General features: G+C 62.5%; 18 protein-coding genes and 1 pseudogene. 9 read left to right on the forward strand and 10 right to left on the reverse strand.

The genetic code is table 11. The features are described from left to right. The first annotated feature begins 21 nt into the window (after positions 1-21). Entirely contained in the window at positions 22-924 is a 903-nt protein-coding gene (locus O5M90_RS11060; RefSeq protein WP_269838532.1) for an AraC family transcriptional regulator, read from the forward strand. A 273-nt stretch (positions 925-1,197) separates the two neighbouring features. Here the strand turns inward: O5M90_RS11060 and O5M90_RS11065 are convergent, their stop codons facing one another. Next, the gene (locus tag O5M90_RS11065) at positions 1,198-1,782 is read right to left on the reverse strand and encodes a CGNR zinc finger domain-containing protein (protein ID WP_269838531.1); all 585 of its coding nucleotides are present in this window, start codon (positions 1,780-1,782) and stop codon (positions 1,198-1,200) included. A 136-nt stretch (positions 1,783-1,918) separates the two neighbouring features. Between O5M90_RS11065 and O5M90_RS11070 the strand changes: the two genes are divergently transcribed. Beyond that, on the forward strand, positions 1,919-2,812 hold the full coding sequence (locus O5M90_RS11070; RefSeq protein WP_269838890.1) for an alpha/beta fold hydrolase: 894 nt from the start codon (positions 1,919-1,921) through the stop codon (positions 2,810-2,812). Between the two features lie 55 nt (positions 2,813-2,867). Here O5M90_RS11070 and O5M90_RS11075 read toward each other — a convergent pair whose 3' ends face one another. Continuing rightward, positions 2,868-3,821, reverse strand: coding sequence for a relaxase/mobilization nuclease domain-containing protein (locus O5M90_RS11075; RefSeq protein ID WP_269838530.1), 954 nt, complete (start codon positions 3,819-3,821; stop codon positions 2,868-2,870). Next, positions 3,814-4,407, reverse strand: coding sequence for a hypothetical protein (locus O5M90_RS11080; RefSeq protein ID WP_440402025.1), 594 nt, complete (start codon positions 4,405-4,407; stop codon positions 3,814-3,816). The genes O5M90_RS11075 and O5M90_RS11080 overlap by 8 nt, the downstream gene beginning before the upstream one ends. Positions 4,408-4,690: 283 nt before the next feature. Between O5M90_RS11080 and O5M90_RS11085 the strand changes: the two genes are divergently transcribed. Genes O5M90_RS11085 through O5M90_RS11095 form a run of 3 tightly spaced genes read left to right on the forward strand, consistent with a single transcriptional unit; the run spans position 4,691 to position 6,317 of the window. Continuing rightward, entirely contained in the window at positions 4,691-5,116 is a 426-nt protein-coding gene (locus O5M90_RS11085; RefSeq protein WP_269838529.1) for a helix-turn-helix domain-containing protein, read from the forward strand. Next, positions 5,113-5,859: a StbB family protein gene (gene stbB / locus O5M90_RS11090; protein ID WP_269838528.1), complete on the forward strand. Its 747-nt coding sequence runs from the start codon at positions 5,113-5,115 to the stop codon at positions 5,857-5,859. Before O5M90_RS11085 ends, stbB begins: the two co-directional genes overlap by 4 nt. After that, a complete protein-coding gene (locus O5M90_RS11095; RefSeq protein WP_269838527.1) occupies positions 5,856-6,317 on the forward strand; it encodes a hypothetical protein in 462 nt (153 codons plus the stop codon). The genes stbB and O5M90_RS11095 overlap by 4 nt, the downstream gene beginning before the upstream one ends. Positions 6,318-6,397: 80 nt before the next feature. On the opposite strand, the pseudogene O5M90_RS11100 reads toward O5M90_RS11095, so the two are convergent. The 6 genes and pseudogenes from O5M90_RS11100 to O5M90_RS11125 form a co-directional block, all read right to left on the reverse strand. Then, a pseudogene (locus O5M90_RS11100) lies at positions 6,398-6,544 on the reverse strand (DUF932 domain-containing protein); the annotation flags it as partial. A 514-nt stretch (positions 6,545-7,058) separates the two neighbouring features. After that, positions 7,059-7,565, reverse strand: a complete 507-nt coding sequence (locus O5M90_RS11105; protein WP_269838526.1) for a hypothetical protein — start codon at positions 7,563-7,565, stop codon at positions 7,059-7,061. A gap of 131 nt (positions 7,566-7,696) precedes the next feature. Then, the gene (locus O5M90_RS11110) at positions 7,697-8,053 is read right to left on the reverse strand and encodes a nuclear transport factor 2 family protein (RefSeq protein ID WP_269838525.1); all 357 of its coding nucleotides are present in this window, start codon (positions 8,051-8,053) and stop codon (positions 7,697-7,699) included. A gap of 31 nt (positions 8,054-8,084) precedes the next feature. Further along, positions 8,085-9,104: a zinc-binding alcohol dehydrogenase family protein gene (locus tag O5M90_RS11115; RefSeq protein WP_269838524.1), complete on the reverse strand. Its 1,020-nt coding sequence runs from the start codon at positions 9,102-9,104 to the stop codon at positions 8,085-8,087. 41 nt (positions 9,105-9,145) lie between these two features. Further along, positions 9,146-10,153 carry a TIGR03571 family LLM class oxidoreductase gene (locus tag O5M90_RS11120; protein WP_440402026.1) on the reverse strand — a complete coding sequence of 336 codons (1,008 nt, stop codon included), beginning with the start codon at positions 10,151-10,153 and terminating at the stop codon, positions 9,146-9,148. A gap of 16 nt (positions 10,154-10,169) precedes the next feature. Beyond that, positions 10,170-11,141, reverse strand: coding sequence for a zinc-dependent alcohol dehydrogenase family protein (locus tag O5M90_RS11125; RefSeq protein ID WP_269838522.1), 972 nt, complete (start codon positions 11,139-11,141; stop codon positions 10,170-10,172). Positions 11,142-11,688: 547 nt separating this feature from the next. Here O5M90_RS11125 and tnpB point away from each other — a divergent pair. The 4 genes from tnpB (at position 11,689) to O5M90_RS11145 (ending at position 14,532) form a co-directional block, all read left to right on the forward strand. Then, positions 11,689-12,066: an IS66 family insertion sequence element accessory protein TnpB gene (gene tnpB, locus O5M90_RS11130; protein WP_269838521.1), complete on the forward strand. Its 378-nt coding sequence runs from the start codon at positions 11,689-11,691 to the stop codon at positions 12,064-12,066. Positions 12,067-12,249: 183 nt separating this feature from the next. Beyond that, entirely contained in the window at positions 12,250-12,561 is a 312-nt protein-coding gene (locus tag O5M90_RS11135) for an ArsR/SmtB family transcription factor (protein WP_269838520.1), read from the forward strand. Positions 12,562-13,070: 509 nt separating this feature from the next. Next, positions 13,071-13,862 (forward strand): transporter substrate-binding domain-containing protein, encoded by a 792-nt coding sequence (locus tag O5M90_RS11140; RefSeq protein ID WP_269841355.1) that lies wholly within the window; start codon positions 13,071-13,073, stop codon positions 13,860-13,862. A 16-nt stretch (positions 13,863-13,878) separates the two neighbouring features. Continuing rightward, complete coding sequence (locus O5M90_RS11145) at positions 13,879-14,532, forward strand: amino acid ABC transporter permease (protein WP_269841106.1); 654 nt, start codon at positions 13,879-13,881, stop codon at positions 14,530-14,532. On the opposite strand, the gene O5M90_RS11150 is transcribed toward O5M90_RS11145, so the two are convergent. Beyond that, on the reverse strand, positions 14,526-15,788 hold the full coding sequence (locus O5M90_RS11150) for a FecR family protein (RefSeq protein ID WP_269841107.1): 1,263 nt from the start codon (positions 15,786-15,788) through the stop codon (positions 14,526-14,528). The two genes, O5M90_RS11145 and O5M90_RS11150, sit on opposite strands and share 7 nt — an antisense overlap. Between the last annotated feature and the right edge of the window lie 323 nt (positions 15,789-16,111).

The following is a 16,111-nucleotide window of genomic DNA, read 5'->3' on the forward strand; positions in this document are numbered from 1 at the left end:
TTCCTTAGATAGCGTCCAAAATTGAGTGATCCACTGGCTGAAGTCGTTAGCTTTCTGCAACCCAAGCTGTCGATATCCAAGCACGTTACCGCCGTTGCGCCGTGGTTGGTACGGCGGGTCGAACTTCAGCAAGCGTTCTACTGCGTCGTGCTGCAGGGTTCAGCAAACGTGCTATTCGATGGCTGCGCCGCCAGACAATTGAGCAAGGGTGACTTTCTTCTGCTGCCCGCCTCGAAGGGGTTCGCTATGACCTCACTCGACGCGGAATCTGCGGCGCAGTTCCCGCCTTCTCAAATTACGACTCGTGCCGGAAGAGCACGTGTTGGTAGGCGGGATGGGCCTACCGACTTTCAGGCGCTCGTCGGGCACTGCGAGTTTCAATCTCCCGATTCGGCGCTGCTTGTCGCCCTACTGCCTGAGGTTGTACACGTTCAATCCAGTGGTCGCCTGCACAGTCTCGTCCATCTCCTGAGTGACGAGTGGCGAACAGAGCGCCCAGCCCGCGATATGGTTCTGACCCGCCTGATGGAAGTACTGCTTCTGGAGGCCCTGCGGACGGCATCCCAGCCTCAAGCATCACCTGGATTGGTGCGAGGGCTTGCGGATCCGAATTTGGCTTGCGCCCTGCGAGTGATGCATCTGCAGCCCGACATTGCTTGGACAGTCGGTCGCCTTGCCACTAAGGCGGCCATGTCGCGCTCGACATTTTTCGCACGATTCAGTCAATCCGTGGGCGTGGCCCCGATGGCATACCTGCTGAACTGGCGGATGGCAATAGCCAAGTCGCTGCTTCGGCAACGCCAGGCGAACGTTGCCGAGGTCGCTGAGCGGGTGGGATACGGCTCTGCAAGTGCGTTCAGCATTGCGTTCTCTCGGCACACCGGGATGGCACCCGGACGCTACGCACGCGCTCCCGAGGCCTAGTGCGATTGGCCCGTCACCGAGCTAGGCAGCGGCGATCCTCCACGCTCCTTGAAGCTGCACTCCGGCAATGCCACAACCGACGCCTGAAGTCACCTGCGTCCCGGATGCAGGTACTGCGCAAAAGGCAATGCAGCCGATTGATCAATCGCCGCCATCTGTGATGATGCGTCACTAGCAGTGGGCCGCCTTGCGCCACTGAACTCCACGTCAGGCTTCTCTCTGGTGGATGTGCCCGAGGCGCGAAACAGCTGGCCCGAAAAACGTTGCAATGAACTAATCGGTCTTGTTCCTTAGTCGAAACGCCGCCACCTTCATCCGATTGCCGCACAAAGCCATGCTGCACCAACGTCGGCGGTGCGACTTCGTCATGTCATGAAACATGAGCGTGCAGTCATGCGCCTCGCATTGCCGCACGCGGTCCAGTGTTGTGTCCGTCAGCAGATCGACCAATGCCCGTGCGACTGGCTCGAGCAGACTCGCGGGGGCGTCGTCACGACGCTGCGTGGCTGCCCGAAAAGTCTTGCTGGAGTTGTCCCATGCCAGTTCTCTCCCGGCACGACCAGCCTCTAGCACTCTGTTGACAACGCTGGCGTCCGCAGCCTCCTCGGCCTTCGCTGCGTTTACCAACAACCTTGCGCTCTCACGCAGTTCTAGCGCAAGTGTTAGCAAGCCGCTAGGCGCACCCCTGAACTCATCTGGAAGCAAGCTGACCTGCTTCAACCAAGCAACGACGCTGGCGTCATCGACCAGGCATTCGCGCCGTTCGTTGCCGGTTCCGTACCGAGTGTTGATGAAGTCGAGCGCGAGGTTGTCACCAATGAGCGGCGCGCTGGATGTGGGTTGCGATGTCTCTGGCATGCTCGCAATGTAACCTAAATAATAGATTTGACAGGTTACAGTGTGCTGATGTAACCTGTACATGTACTTTTACTGGTTACATGGAGTTTGTACTATGGCTTCTAACAAAACCGCTGCGGCGGTAGGTATCGCGGCAATGACGTTGACTGTCGCCGCCCAGGCGGCAGACCTGCAGGTCCGGCACCGTTTCGAACAGGTGGGGGATGTAAAGGTGTTCTATCGAGAGGCAGGCAACCGCAACGCCCCCAAGGTGCTGCTTCTTCATGGATATGCCGCTTCCTCTTTCATGTATCGCGGACTCATCCCGATGCTCGCGGACAAATACCACGTCATTGCTCCCGACTTGCCCGGGTTCGGCTTTACGGAAGCACCAGCGCGTGGGAAGTACGCCTACACCTTCGACCAACTTGCCAAGACCATCGGGCAGTTCACTGAGCAACTCAAGATGGAGCGCTATGCCATGCAGGTCTTCGACTACGGGGCGCCAGTGGGATGGCGCCTAGCGGTGGCGCACCCTTCACGCATTACCGCGATCATTTCCCAGAACGGAAACGCCTATGAGGAGGGACTTGGCAAGGGCTGGGCCCCGATTCAGAAGTATTGGAAGGAGCCCTCGAAGGCCAACCGAGATGCGTTGCACGAGTTCCCCACGCCAGCGTCCATCAAGTGGCAGTACCTCGAGGGGGTTAGCGATCAAAGTCTGGTGGCGCCGGATGCCATTGAGCTGGAGAGCTTCCTGGTGGCGCGCCCTGGCAATGCCGAGGTGCAACTTGACCTGCTGCTGGACTACAGGTTCAACGTTGCGAAGTACCCGGAGTTCCAAGCCTACTTCCGCAAGCACCAACCACCGCTACTGGCTGTCTGGGGCAAGAACGATCCGTTCTTCCTTCCTGCCGGTGCGGAGGCCTGGAAGCGAGACATCCCGACTGCAGACATCCGCTTCTATGACACAGGCCATCTGGCACTCGAGACCCATGGTGCGGAGATCGGCGCAGTGATTCGAGCGTTCCTAGACAAGAGCGTGAAGTGAGCCTGGTCTGCATGGCAAGCGGGAGGTTCTTCGCCATGCAGATGAGCGCTTGGGTTCAGCGGCTTACTCGATCCAAATCAGGTAGCTCCACATCGCGCACTACGCGTGGCTCGCGTACAGCGGAGGCGTTCTTGCCGCCGATCATGTAGCCACGAACCGCACTTGCCAGCTTCATATCCGCAGAGTCGTCCGACGACTCCAGCACTTGCATGATGGCTTGCCACGCAGTACTGCGGGCGTTGGCGGGCTCTCCCTTTGCCTCCATCTTCGGCCTGCGCTCCGCCATGAGCAGGCGCCCCTCACTGCGAGCACGAATGCGCCACAGTGGCTCGTAGCCCCTGATGGCGCCTCGTGACGCGCGCGAACTGGCGCCAGCCTCGACACCCCATCCCTTCAACCGCTCGGCAAAGAGCTCACGCCAGCGCCGCAAGTCCGCCTTCCTCGGATTCAGTCGATGCCCATGCCTGGACTCCATCCGCACGCTGAGGTGCACGTGGGGATTGGCCTGGTGATCGTGCAGCACCATCAGGTATCGGTGGTCCTTGAACTCGATCTGTGCAAACTCACGGGCCGCCCGCAGTACGGCCAGTGGGTCTGTACCCTGCGGCATCGACAGCATCACATTGAGCGCCTCCCGCCGTGGGCCCTCCTCCGGAATCCTCGACCCGCCATAGCGCCAAGCGTCCGTCAGCTCGTGCACCGCTTCACGCCCGGAGGCCTTCAATCCCAGCTCGTCCTCGATCTCCAGCCGCCCCGCTTTGCTGATGTAGCGAAAGTGCGCGGCAATCGCTTTCATGCAGCGCCCGCCCCCTGTCACCTTGACCATGACCTGCGGTACGCGCCGCAGCACCACCGCCCCGATGTGACGGCGAATCGCGTCGGCGCGTTGATGGACGGACTGCCCCGAGAGCTTTGGTGTCGAGCTTCTCACCACACGGTTTGGCGGATAGAAGAGCCTGTCACCCCACTGGACCAGCAGTCCGTCGATCCACTGGGGCTGCTCATTCATGACGTTCTCCGCTCGCTCGGGCGCGTCCAGCTGAGCCCGCCCGGGATCGTGGCCTGCTCAGCCCGGACTCAGCCAAGGCCACCGAGGCCAGCTTCAGGTGCCGGAGGATGGGCGCTTCGATCCGCAGCAACAAGTCCCGGTATGCGCGCGCTGCCTCACCTTCCCCGTGCCTCAGCAAAGCAGCCAGTTGCAGGAGTCCCCGGCGTACGGTCACCAGCTCATCTGTCGAAGCGTGCAGCTCGGTCAGCAACGCAGGCCGCCCTCCTCCTCCGGTTAACGACGGCACCTCACTCGCAAGCCCCACGAGGTAGGCGCCTGGTGACAATCGGGCCTGCCGAGCAGCCAGGCGGATGAGTTGGGCGTCTGCGGCGCTCAGGCGCAGCGACAGACGGACCGGTCCGCGGCTCACGGGGTTGATGCGCACGGATGGAACGAGGTCGCGCCCCTCCTCGTTACCCAAGCGCTCAACCAGCACGCGCCGCACAAGGTTTGCGGGCGACACGCCCTCAAGTCGCGCGCACGCCAGGAGCGCTGCTCGCATCCCTTTCAGGTCGACGCAGAAGAGCTCTCGATGCGACTTGTCCATGGTCACCTCCATCGCGGATGGGTGCAATACATCGGGGCGCCTTCGCCCCTATCGCTGCACTCAACCCATGACCAAGTATTGGTCGGAGATCTAGCTTTCTGAGCGCTGATTTCTGCCAAAAATCAGCGCCGCTACCCGACCAATCGTGGACTAAAGATTGATCATGGATACCTCAGCCGTCCACGCAGCGTCCCTCGGTGACTCCGGTCCGTCCCCTGACCGTCCATCAAGCGTTCCGGGAGCGCCCCGGGAGAGGCACCTGAGCGTCCCCGGACTGACCTCAGTGGCTAGCCTGAAGCTGATGCCGGGGGAGCCGCCCGGGCGCGCCACGCGCAAGGCGCGGCAGTTCGAGGCCGAGATCGCCAGACTCCGCGCGGAGGGCTACACGCTGGCGGCCATCCGCCGATCGCTGGCTGCGGCCGGCGTAGAGGTCAGCCTCGCCACCATCAGGCGGGAACTGAAGCGCCCCACGCGCGCACTGCCAATCACCATGGCAACCGCGGTCCCTGCCGTCACGTCACCCGGTCTACTCATAGGCAGCGCAGCCACGCACTCCGCACCGGCCCACGCCGCAAGCCGGCCACAGCAGCCTGGCGCACAGCCATCCGCCGCAGAGCTCTGCGAGCAACCCAGCGGCAAAGACCTGGCTCAGGCGTTCTGCAGCAGCCAGAACCATCACCCCCTGAAGCGCGCAAAGGAAAACCCATGAAGATCGCCGTCATCAACTTCTCGGGCAACGTGGGCAAGACCACCGTGGCCCGCCACCTTCTGCTGCCCCGCATTCCCGCTGCGGAGCTGATCGCTGTGGAGAGCGTCAACGCCGACGCCGACGCAGAAACAGCACAGACCCTGCGGGGCCGCCAGTTCGGTGCGCTGCAGCAGTACTTGCAGACCATCGACAGCGCCGTCATCGACATCGGCGCGAGCAATGCCGAGGAGTTTCTGACCCTGATGAAGGCCTATTGCGGCAGCCACGAGGACTTCGACTGCTTTGTCGTGCCGACAGTGCCCTCAATCAAGCAGCAAAAGGACACCATCGCCACGCTGATCGAGCTGTCGCGGTTTGGCATCCCGCCACAGCGTCTGAAGCTGGTCTTCAACATGGCTCAGCCCGGCGTGCCGATCAAGGAGTCGTTCTACCTCGTGCTCGCCTTCCTCGCCCAGCAACGGCTGGCGCAGGAAAACACGGCTTGCCGCTTGTACACGAGCGACATCTATGGCTTGGCGCGAGACAGCAATACCGACATCGGCACGCTGGCCCTCGACCAGACCGACTACAAGCGCCTGATCCGTGACTCGGACGACAGCGAGGAAAAGCTCGCGCTCGCCTTGAAGCTGGCCGCCCGCCGGCTGGCCATCGGCGCAGTTCCCGCGCTTGACGCCTGTTTTGCGGCTCTCGGTCTGGATGAGCTTGCTGATGCAGACACCGCGCCTGCGGTGCACTACTCGTGAACGAGCCCTTCACAGCACGGGATGCGCTCGTCGCCGAAGCGCTGGGCGACATCGGGGTGCTTCTGGATCGCGCCGACATGGTCGCGCTGGAGATGAGATCCGCCGCCGAAGCGGTCGAACGTGCCTGTGAACGGCTCGAAGCGCACGCCGCTGCGGCGGAGCCGCGCATGGCCCAATTGGCCGAGCATGCCCAGGGCGTGGCGGCCAAGCACATCGCGCGCAGCGCCCGCGAGACCATGCACGCCGCCGCCGACGACGAATGCCGGTCGATGGCCGCCTTCGCCCGCGCGCTCTTTCACAGCGAGCTGAACCCCGCCTTGCACAGCCTCCTTCAGGCGGCAAAGGCCTGCGCTGAGCATCGAGATCATTCGCGCATCAGTTGGTGGGCCTGTGCCGTGTCGGCGGCGGCATCGGTCATGCTGACAGGGTTGCTGGCCTTCTGCATACTGCACCTGTAGGCCCGTGCAGCATGCCCTGCCGGTCCACGGCGCGGCGGACAGGTTGTTGGTTGGTTTTCCCGCCGTGCCGGAGTGGCTCCTCAGGCCTTCAACTTGCGCATCTCCTCGGCCAGCACCCAGAGTGCGCGGTTGAGCTGCACGCTGCGGTCGATGCTGCCGACGGCGCGGGTCTGCATGCGCCGGCCCTGGGTGCTGCGCCCAGGCTGTCCGCCGCGCAGCAGGTTCTCGGCGTAGCCGCAAGGCGGAGCAGGCCGGCTACCTTGAGTTGCGGCGCCCCCGCAAGGCTCGTGCAATCAAGCGCAGCGACTGGCGCGGGCATCGAGCCGCAGCGATCACAGCATGTGTCTGCGGCCAGGCATCGGGCATGGCGGGTGCCCAGGGGCGATGAGGCTGAAGGCCTGATCGGCAGTGGGCGCGCTCGCGCGCAGCGGGAGCGTACTCAGCCCACGGCCCTGGGCACGGGAAGGGCCGCCCGGCCACCACCGCTGGCCGCCATTCCTGGGTCCGGCGATTCCGGCACCAGCCAGAAGTGTTGGCGCCGACCGAAAACTGACCCGCTCAGGATTCGGTTGGCCACAACACCCGTGCTCAAGCCCGTTGGGATAAAAACTCACGCAAATACGACGAAGCAGTGGTTGCCGAACACGAGACAGGTGCAAAAGACGACATGGTTGAGGATGGAGACGGCCTTTTGCCGAACAAATCACAGGCCTGAATGCTTCCTCAACCCGACTCTTGCTTTTACTGCGCTGGAGTCGGCTGCCCGGCCACCAGTTCGGCCGACTGCTGCTTGACCAAGGCCTGGTGCGCATAGTCCGAGCGCTCGCCGTTGACGACGTCAAGTTCGCCTGTTGCGCGGGCCCGAGCCAGTTCGGCGGCGACCTCGGCGCGGCTGCGGGTGAAACCTTCAGGGCGCTTGGGTCGATACCCCCTGCGGTCCATGTCCCGCAGCTCGCCAGCCTGGATAGCCTTCAGCAGCTCCGCCACGACTTCCTCGCGACTGCGCGTCGAACCTTCCGTGCGCATGGGCCGATAGCCCCTTCGGTCCAAGTCCCGCAGCTCGCCAGTCTGGATAGCCCGCAGCAGGTCCGTCAGGACTTCCTCGCGGCTGGTCTGAGGCGCGGTCACCTTGATAGTCTTGCGCGCCGCGATGACGGCTTCGCGGCCGGTGTCGGCAGAACTGCCACCATCGGCCAGCGCTGCGCCGGCAGCCAGAAGGGAAAGGGCAATCACAGTCAGATTTTTCATGATGAGTTCCTTTGAGTTAGGTTGCTGACCGCTGCCTGTGGCAGCAGTCAAGCAGGCAATGCACGCCCACGCTTCAGCGCGAGGCACATCCTTTGAGTGAACGAATGGACGAGAAGGTCAGCCCGGCTTGTTCAGCTGATCGAGATCACGCTGAACCAGGCCGTCTGGCGCTCGATGCCCGACGGTCCAACAACGAACGTATCCACTCCCTGTGGGACCCGTACACGTTCCGCACGACACGACCACTCGACGTAGGCCATGTCTTCCGCGAAGCAGGCGCGATCAGTCGCCCAAGAGGCTTTCGGCAGCTGCTTGATCAACTGCTCGTAGAAACTCTGGATCGCGTCGCGGCCGACGAACGTTTCACCGTTGACGATGAGAATGGCGTTCGGGTCGTATTCGCTGGCAACGCCAGCGGCGTCCTCCTGCGCCAGGGCTGATTCATGGCGGGACAAGACGGCTTGCAGGTGTTCGAACTTGCTGTTCATGGCGTTCTAGTGATCTGAAAGGGTTCGGAGGTCAGCGCCAGTGCTTGGGTCTGGAGAAGACCTGCTTTCCACGAGAGCTGCCTCTTTGGTGGCTGTCCAGGCTTTGCTGCAAAGACGAGGCAGAGAGTTCCAGACCGCTGCCAAGGCGCGTCGAACGGATCTGACCCAGGTCTACCAACTCACTGACTCGGTGAAGAATCTGCCCCTGAGAGCTCAGGTCCTCGCCTTCGAACAGCGTCTTGGTAAACATCAATTCCCAATGGATCGACACGCTCTTGCGCTTGAAGACGGAGATGTCCAGTGACTTCGGGTCGTCGATCAGGCCGTACGAGCCGAAGGGCTTGATGACCTGAGCTGCAGACAGAAGATGCTCGTCGCTGGCCGTGAGACTGGCGATGTAGTCGACCTGCCGCACGCCGATGGCGCTCAGCTGCTCTGGCCACGACCGGGCAAAGTTAATGACATGGTGTGCGCCAAGTTTGCTAACCCAGTCCACGCTCTCCGGCCTCGATGCGGTGACGATGACTTTGACGTTCGTGAGCGCTCGAGCGATTTGAATGAGTGCTGAGCCAACCCCGCCGGCACCACCAATGATGAGCAGCGTGCCAGGCGAGCCCTGAGCTCCTTGCTGCACCCGGAATCGCTCAATCAGCAGCTCCCATGCCGTCAGCACAGTCAGCGGAAGGGACGCTGCGTCTATCGGATCAATCCTGCTTGGAGCCCGCGCGGCGATACGGCTGTCGACCGCCTGCAGCTCCGCGTAGGCTCCTGGCCGGTTGATATCACCGGCGTACCAGACGAGGTCTCCGGGACGGAATCCGATGACCGCAATTCCGCAGCCGAGCACCTCGCCCACGGCGTCCCACCCCAGGATCCTGGGTGCCAGGCCCGGCTCGGTGGAGTCCTTGACCTTGTAGTCAACCGGATTTGAGGCAGTGGCCAGCGGCCTGACCAGAAGGTCGTGGGGCTTGATCACCGGGTCCGGCACTTCTTGCTCGATGAGCTCGGCAGCTGTACCCGATGAGTGGCGTATGGAAACAATGGCTTTCATATCTGCAATCGACTCGCGAGCACGCGAGTCCTTCCTTCATGTCAGTGGCTATCGATGCGAAAGTTCGGCAGGACGTACTCCGTGAGCTCGTCCATGACCGAGGGTGCGGGCCGGCTGCTGTACTTCAGGTTGAACGCCGTGTGAGCGATACCAATGGCTTGGTAGCGCGACAACAGCGCGATCAAGGCGTTGCGCCCGATCTTGAATCCCAGATGCATGGGGCGCGGGGCAGCGTCCGCTTCGGGCAGCAGATCGATGTACAGCGACTGCATCACCGGTTTGTAGCGTTCCGGGCCGCACACCACCTGGACGGCCGAATTCCAGCTGGAGACAACCTTGGCCTGCGCCGCGATGTCCCGCGGGTAGGTCATCCAGCCGTCAGCATGCGTGGCAATCCATTCGATCGACTGTTGAGCAAAACCCGTGACCAAGAGCGGAACCCTGCCAAATGGGGGAGCCGGGAGGAGTTCGAGGGGAACGCCTGACAGTTTTCTGGCCAGGTCCAGCGGCCCTGCGTTGCGGTAGAGGCCAGAAATCTCTTCAAGCGTGTGCCGGAAGTCCGCGCCCCGCTCAGCGTGATTCTTGTCGTACAAAGGAAACTCTGATGGGCGGTCACCTGTAGCTGTACCAAACAACAGGCGCCCCCCAGAGATGAAGTCGAGCGACGCGCTGGCTTTGGCCAGATCCATAGAGGGGCGCAGCGGCAGGATGACACTTCCGGTGCCAATGGCGATGTCAGTCGTCTGCGCTGCGATCCACGCGGCAAAGACCCAAGGGTCGATCATCTGCCCGACATCACCGAAGTGCGGGTCACGCAGCGGCACGTCTCTGACCCACAACGCGGCGTAGCCAGCCTCGTCAGCTCTGCGCGCCAGAAGCTGCGGCTGCTCGAGCCGCGGCGTATCGCCCTCGTACGCCTCAATGGGAAAGAAGAACCCCAGCGTCATGCTTCCTTTACGAAAGGTCCGACGCCAGCCTGGATGCTGCGAAAGATCAGAGGACTGCGCAGTGCGCCTCTCGTCAGGCCGATGAACACTGGGGTTGGGCATGGTCATCACCTCAGCTTCAGTTCACTTCAATGACAACTTTGCCGCGCAGGGGCATGCCGTTGGCGCTGCCCTGCTCCAAGGCGGTATGCGCTGCACCGATCTGCTCGAGGGGGAAGGTCGCACCAATGATGGGCCGAATCACGCCGCGCTCAAGAAGCGCCTTGAGCGCAAGCAGCTTGCCGCGGTTCTGTCGCGTGAACACAAAGTGGTACTCAGCGTTCACGCCCCATGCAGCAACCAGGTTCTGGGGCGTTGTGATGTCGACCAGGGTCACGACACGGCCGCCATCGGCCAGGACGTGGGGGGAGCGCTCCAGCGTCTTGCCACCGATCGTGTCGAGTACGACGTTGACGCCGTTGCCACCGGTCAGTCGCGCAATTTCCTCGACATAGTCACTCTTCTCGTAGTCGATGGTGGCGTCCGCTCCGAGCGACAGCAGGAACTCGGCTTGATCACCACGGCACGTAGTGATCACGCGAGCGCCCATTGCCTTTGCGATTTGGATCGCAATCGTGCCGACACCGCCGGCGCCACCGTGGATGAGAACAGTCTCAGCCGGCTGCAGTCGGGTCCGCGTGACCAGTGCCTCCCAGGCGGTGCCGCCCGTCAGCGTGATCGCGGCCGCTTCCGCGTGGGTGAGGTTGGCCGGCTTGTGAGTCACCAGCTCTTGGGGGACCACGTTGTATTCGGCGTAGCTGCCGCCCTTCGGCCCGAAGATCTTGGGCGTGTAGAACACCTCATCGCCAGGCTTGAAGGCCGTGACTCCAGGACCTACGCGCTCGACGACGCCAGACACGTCATGCCCTGTGATTGCGGGCAGTGGCACGTAGTCCGGGTAGTCGCCGCGCCGGATCTGATAGTCGAGAGGATTGATGGACGTGGCGTAGACGCGTACGAGGAGCTCTCCCGCGTCGACGCTCGGCACGGGTACTTCTTGCAGCTGCAGGTTCTCGACGCCGCCGAAGGCGGTCAGGACAATGGCTTTCATGTGACTTTTCTCAGGTTGGTTGAGTTGAGTGATCTGGGTTATCCGAGAGGCATCCCTCAAGACGCATTCATTATCGCATCGACATTTTGCGATATGTCGATTATCAAAATGCCCATGCAGCCACCGAGGGAACTTCACCATGGCTCTGCTTAACCCGAACGCTGCTGTTAGCGATGGAAGAATCGAGTCGCAAGAGTAAGTAGCGAAGCACAAGCGTGCAGCGCACCTAATGGGGCTTACGTTGTCCATCTTTAGGACTATTCAGTCCGCCGGTTCTCTGACTGCAGAACTCTCGTGCGTCCTTCCCTCGGTGTAAGTTGGTCGGATCGACATACGCGTCGATGTGCAACGCTGCTCGACCACGATCACCGTGTCCTGGCCGACCAGCGCCGCTGATGCGTTCGCGAACTGACCGCGTGAGCTCCTGCGTTGATCCGTATCGACACGGTGTGGCTCGCCATCGAGCCGCTAGACATGCGCGCCAGTACCGAGACGGCCCTGTTGCGTCGTAAAGGTCTTCGGTGCCGCCCGACCGCACCACGCCTACTTGTTTGCCAACCTGCGAGCCGATCAAATGAAGGTGCTCGTGCACGACGGCATCGGCATCTGGCTGGCGGCCCGTTGCCTGCACCGAGGCCGCTTTGTCCGGCATCGCGAGCTCGCAGGTGAGCAGATGTCGCTGACGTACGCGCCGTTGCAGGCTCTCGTGCTGGGCTTGCCCTGGCAGCACATCGGCGGAGGTGGCGTCATCGACGTGCTGCAGTGCGGTCTAGGTCCGACATCTGCGCCGCACGGCTTGAATGAGAACAGAAGGTTCGAACGGCCAGAATCGCATCTCGCCGTGGCGCAGAGCGACGAGCAATGCCTTTCCACCATGAGCTGCGATCAACGCACTCGCGGAGCACGTCGCAGTTCACTTTGCTGACCAAGACGGCATCATCTGCCTGAAAACCGGAAGCGTGAACGGCTCGGCAGGGGTCAGTTCAACCACGCCTCCGCCAGAACCCCTCTGGCTGCAACATCTGCAGGCGCATGCTAGAGTGAATTTAGTCGCACGCCGAGCTATCGGTAGTGCGTTTGCACTCTTTTGCGCTGTGTCGGCTGTCTGATGACCTTCGAAGTCCCGCTTATTCGTGTGCTGGAGGTGCTGGCCAACGAGCAGCGAATGGACATTCTTCGCAAGCTCAAAAGCCCCTCGAGCTTTCCGCCCCAGGATGAGGGCGACCCTCTCTTGGATGGAGTTTGTGTGTCGTCCATTCAGGCCGGGCAGAAGCTCGCCTTCTCGACTACCTCCAAGTACCTCACCGACTTGGCCAGCGTCGGCTTGGTTACCGTCAAGCGGTCCGGTAAGTGGTCGTACTACCGTCGCAACGAGCAGGCCATCAAGGTTCTTGCGAAGCGCCTGGCGACCGAGCTCTAGGTCCTCCGGCGCGCGTACTGAATGGCTTGCATAGGCCGGCCTACGTTGTTCAGGTCGGTGGTTGCCTGGGAGAGGCTATTGAGCAAGATGCCTTCGCACGCGAAGGCAAGGCTCAACATGAGGTGAATGGCTCGGCCATCAACAGATCGGCACAGTCCTAGCCGCACAGAGTCAAAGCCGCTCCCGCAGCTTCGCAAGGGGCGCCGGCGCCTACCCGCGCCCCGAGTTGATCCAGGTGGTCAAAGGAGCGACGCAGGTGATCGACACTCGTTGGTTGATCCATCGTGCGGAATGGGCGCTTTCAGGGCGGGCGCAGCGAATGCTGAAGCACGTTCGGCTGCGTTTCGCGCCAGACGATGGGCAGGCTCGAATCGATCCGGTCCAGTCTGGGTAACCAGGCTTGCTGGTTGTATCCCGCGTGGCGTCGCCGGCTGCTCAAAATTCGGTCGACGCCAACAAGGAAGGCTAACTAGTGGCACCATTCACCCCTTTGGCCCTGAAGACTTTTCATGAAAACAATGCTTACGTCCTTGCTCGCCACCGTGCTGCTTGGTGCAACGGCGGCCGGCGTCCATGCGGCCGATCTGCTCGACGAAGTAAAGGCGCGTGGCACGCTGCGCATTGCTTGCGAGGGCAGTTACCCGCCCTTCAACTTCAAGGATGAGAAAGGGCAACTTACAGGCTTTGACGTCGAGATAGGCCGAGCCATTGCGGCCAAGCTCGGCGTGAAACCGGAGTTCACCACCGTTGAATGGAGCGGCATCCTGGCCGGCTTGCAGTCCGGCAAATACGACGTGATCGTCAATCAGGTAGCGGCGACCGACAAGCGGCGCGAGACCTTCGACTTCAGTGGGCCCTACGTCATCTCCTACCCGCAGCTGATCATCCGTGCCAACGAGACGCGTAAGCTGGAGCAGGAAGCGGACCTCAAGGGCAAGAAGATCGGCGTCGGCCAGGGCAGCAACTATGCAGAACTGGCAAAGAGCATTGACGGCGCGGAGGTGCGGACCTACCCCGGTGCCCCGGAGTACCTGCAAGACCTGGCCACCGGCCGCATCGACGTGGCGATCAACGACAGCCTGCTGATCCCCTACCTGCGCGAGAAGACCAAGTTGCCGGTTAAGGCCGGCGCGCCGATCGGCAAGGCCGACAGCAACGCAATTCCTTTTCGCAAGGGCAATCCAAAGTTCAAGCAAGCGATCGACAAGGCGCTGGAGGAAATGAAGGCCGACGGCAGCTACGGGAAGATCTCGACCCGATGGTTCGAGCGTGATGTGAGCAAGCCACTGGCTGCTCGCTAACCGGCGCGGGACTGCGATGGATTTTCCATCACTGTTCGCGCTGGCCTGGCCTGTGATGCTCAAGGGGACCGGCTATACGCTGCTGTTCGCGGTCGCTGCGATGATCTTCGGCCTGCCGCTGGCGGGCCTCGTCACGCTGATCCGCGTGTTACGTGTGTGGGGCCTGAGCAGCCTGGCGGCGGTGTACGTGAGCGTCATTCGCGGCACACCACTGTTGGTGCAGGTTTTCATTGTCTACTACGGCCTGCCCAGCGTCGGCATCGAGCTTTCACCGATAACTGCGGGCATATTGACCTTGACCCTTAATGTGGCGGCCTATATGAGCGAGACGCTGCGCGGGTCGATCAACGCCGTGACGCAGGGCCAATGGCTGGCGGGAACCAGCCTTGGTCTGACGCGCGATCAGACATTGCGTTATGTGGTGGGGCCACAGGCGCTGCGGGCAGCGGTGCCGAGCCTGTCTAACAGCCTGATCAGCCTCATCAAGGACACCTCGCTGGTGTCGGTGATCGCGGTGACGGAGCTGATGCTGGCGACCAAGGAACTGATCTCCACCACCTTCCAGCCGTTTCCCCTGTACATGGCTGCAGCTGGAATTTACTGGATCCTCAGTTTAAGTTTTGAGCAGATCCAGCGCTGGATGGAGAAGCGACTGGCCTACCCTCACTGAGTGCGCCTGTCCGGCGAACCTGAGCTGCGGTCCGGGTGAGTGCTTTTGGTGGGTAGGCGTTCGACAAGTCCAGGATTGCATCGGTACCTTTCAGGAAGCGCACCGAGGCGCTTATCGAGCTGGCAGTCCTGCTTAACGGCTTCGCAGTGCTGTGTCTGCAATGGAATGGACGCCCCACCCCCAGCCAACTCGAAGTTCCGTGCCCATTCCGGCGCCAACTCCAGCCGGCCGGCATGCTCTAGCACCGCCAGCCCGTGCAACTTGGCCACCGCGCGCGCAAAGCCTTCGCTATCGCCGGTCTTGTACTGACCGCTGACACGCAGATCCGACAGACCTGCGGCCAGCACAATCGGCGTCGCGCTGTAGCGGTTCATCTCGGTCACCGCCTCCAGCAGCGAGAGGTCTGCAAACACCGCCTCTCCTCGCCGCCAGGCGAGCAACTGATCCATGCGAGGCCGATCAAGCGCGGGCGCCGCAGCCGGTTGCGGTGATCGATGGCCCCCTTGATCGCTGCGAACCCTCAGCCGTTCACCGGCCGCCATCACGACAGACTGCGCAATCGCGGGCGCAGCTTTTCCGCTGCCGCTTCCCTGCACAATCACCTGCCCCTCCACCAGCGTGATATCCAGCGCTTCGGACACACCAGCGTTCGAAGGGACGATACGCACGAGGAAGGCCGTTCCTGTGGCTGTGACCGCTGCATCGGCGGCCTGCACGACAAAAGGCCGGCTGACATCCTTGGCCACCTCGAAGAACGCCTCGCCGCCTTCCACGCGCACGCGGCGCTCGGTCTGGTCGAGCTCCACCTTCACCCGGGTCGAGGTGTTCAGCGACATCCGGGTGCCATCCTTCAGGATCACCAGGCGCTGCTCGCCGATGCCGGTGTCATAGCTGTCGATGCTGCGCCAGGGCTGGGCCACCAGCACACCGACCACAAGGACCGCCGCTGTGGCCGTCAGGGCTAGCGCCCAGGGGCGCGGCCAGGCCCGCCCCCTGGTGCCGGCATTTGCAGGGCTGGCGCCCTGCCCTTCCTCACCTCGGCCCTCAGGCCCGCTGGCAGTTGCTGCCCGAGCCACGGCGGCCCGGTCCACACCCGCCGCCTCCATCCACAGATCCGTCCCGCGCTCGAAGGCCAGCCGGTGTGCCGCCGAGCGGGCCTGCCACGCTCGGCAGTCGCGTTCCATGTGATGTGATCGATCCGGCCCGTGCAGCCGAGCGATCCAGACCGCCGCCTCGGCCGAGATCTCTCGCGTCACGACGGGCTCGGCCCCTTGTCTTTCTTCCCCCTGAGGGGGATGCGCCACAGCTGGTCTTCGCACATCGTTCGCATCGCCAGACGCGCGACACCCTTTCGCTGGCGTGCGCTGCTATGCACGACCCGGCGCAGCCCGCTGGAATCACGCCGTACTCCTGGCGGGAAATAGGCCATTCGGTGCGGCAAGGCCATCGATCGCGACACAGCACAGCGACAGCTCCGTGGGCCAGGCCCTATCCCAAAGGGAGTAACCGTCAAGCCTCCGCAAGTAGGGCTTCAAGAGGTTGGCAATTGCGGACATTGGAGGGGCGGGTTCAAGCCCGC

Source organism: Paucibacter sp. M5-1 (assembly GCF_027498415.2).
Lineage (GTDB): Bacteria > Pseudomonadota > Gammaproteobacteria > Burkholderiales > Burkholderiaceae_C > Roseateles_E.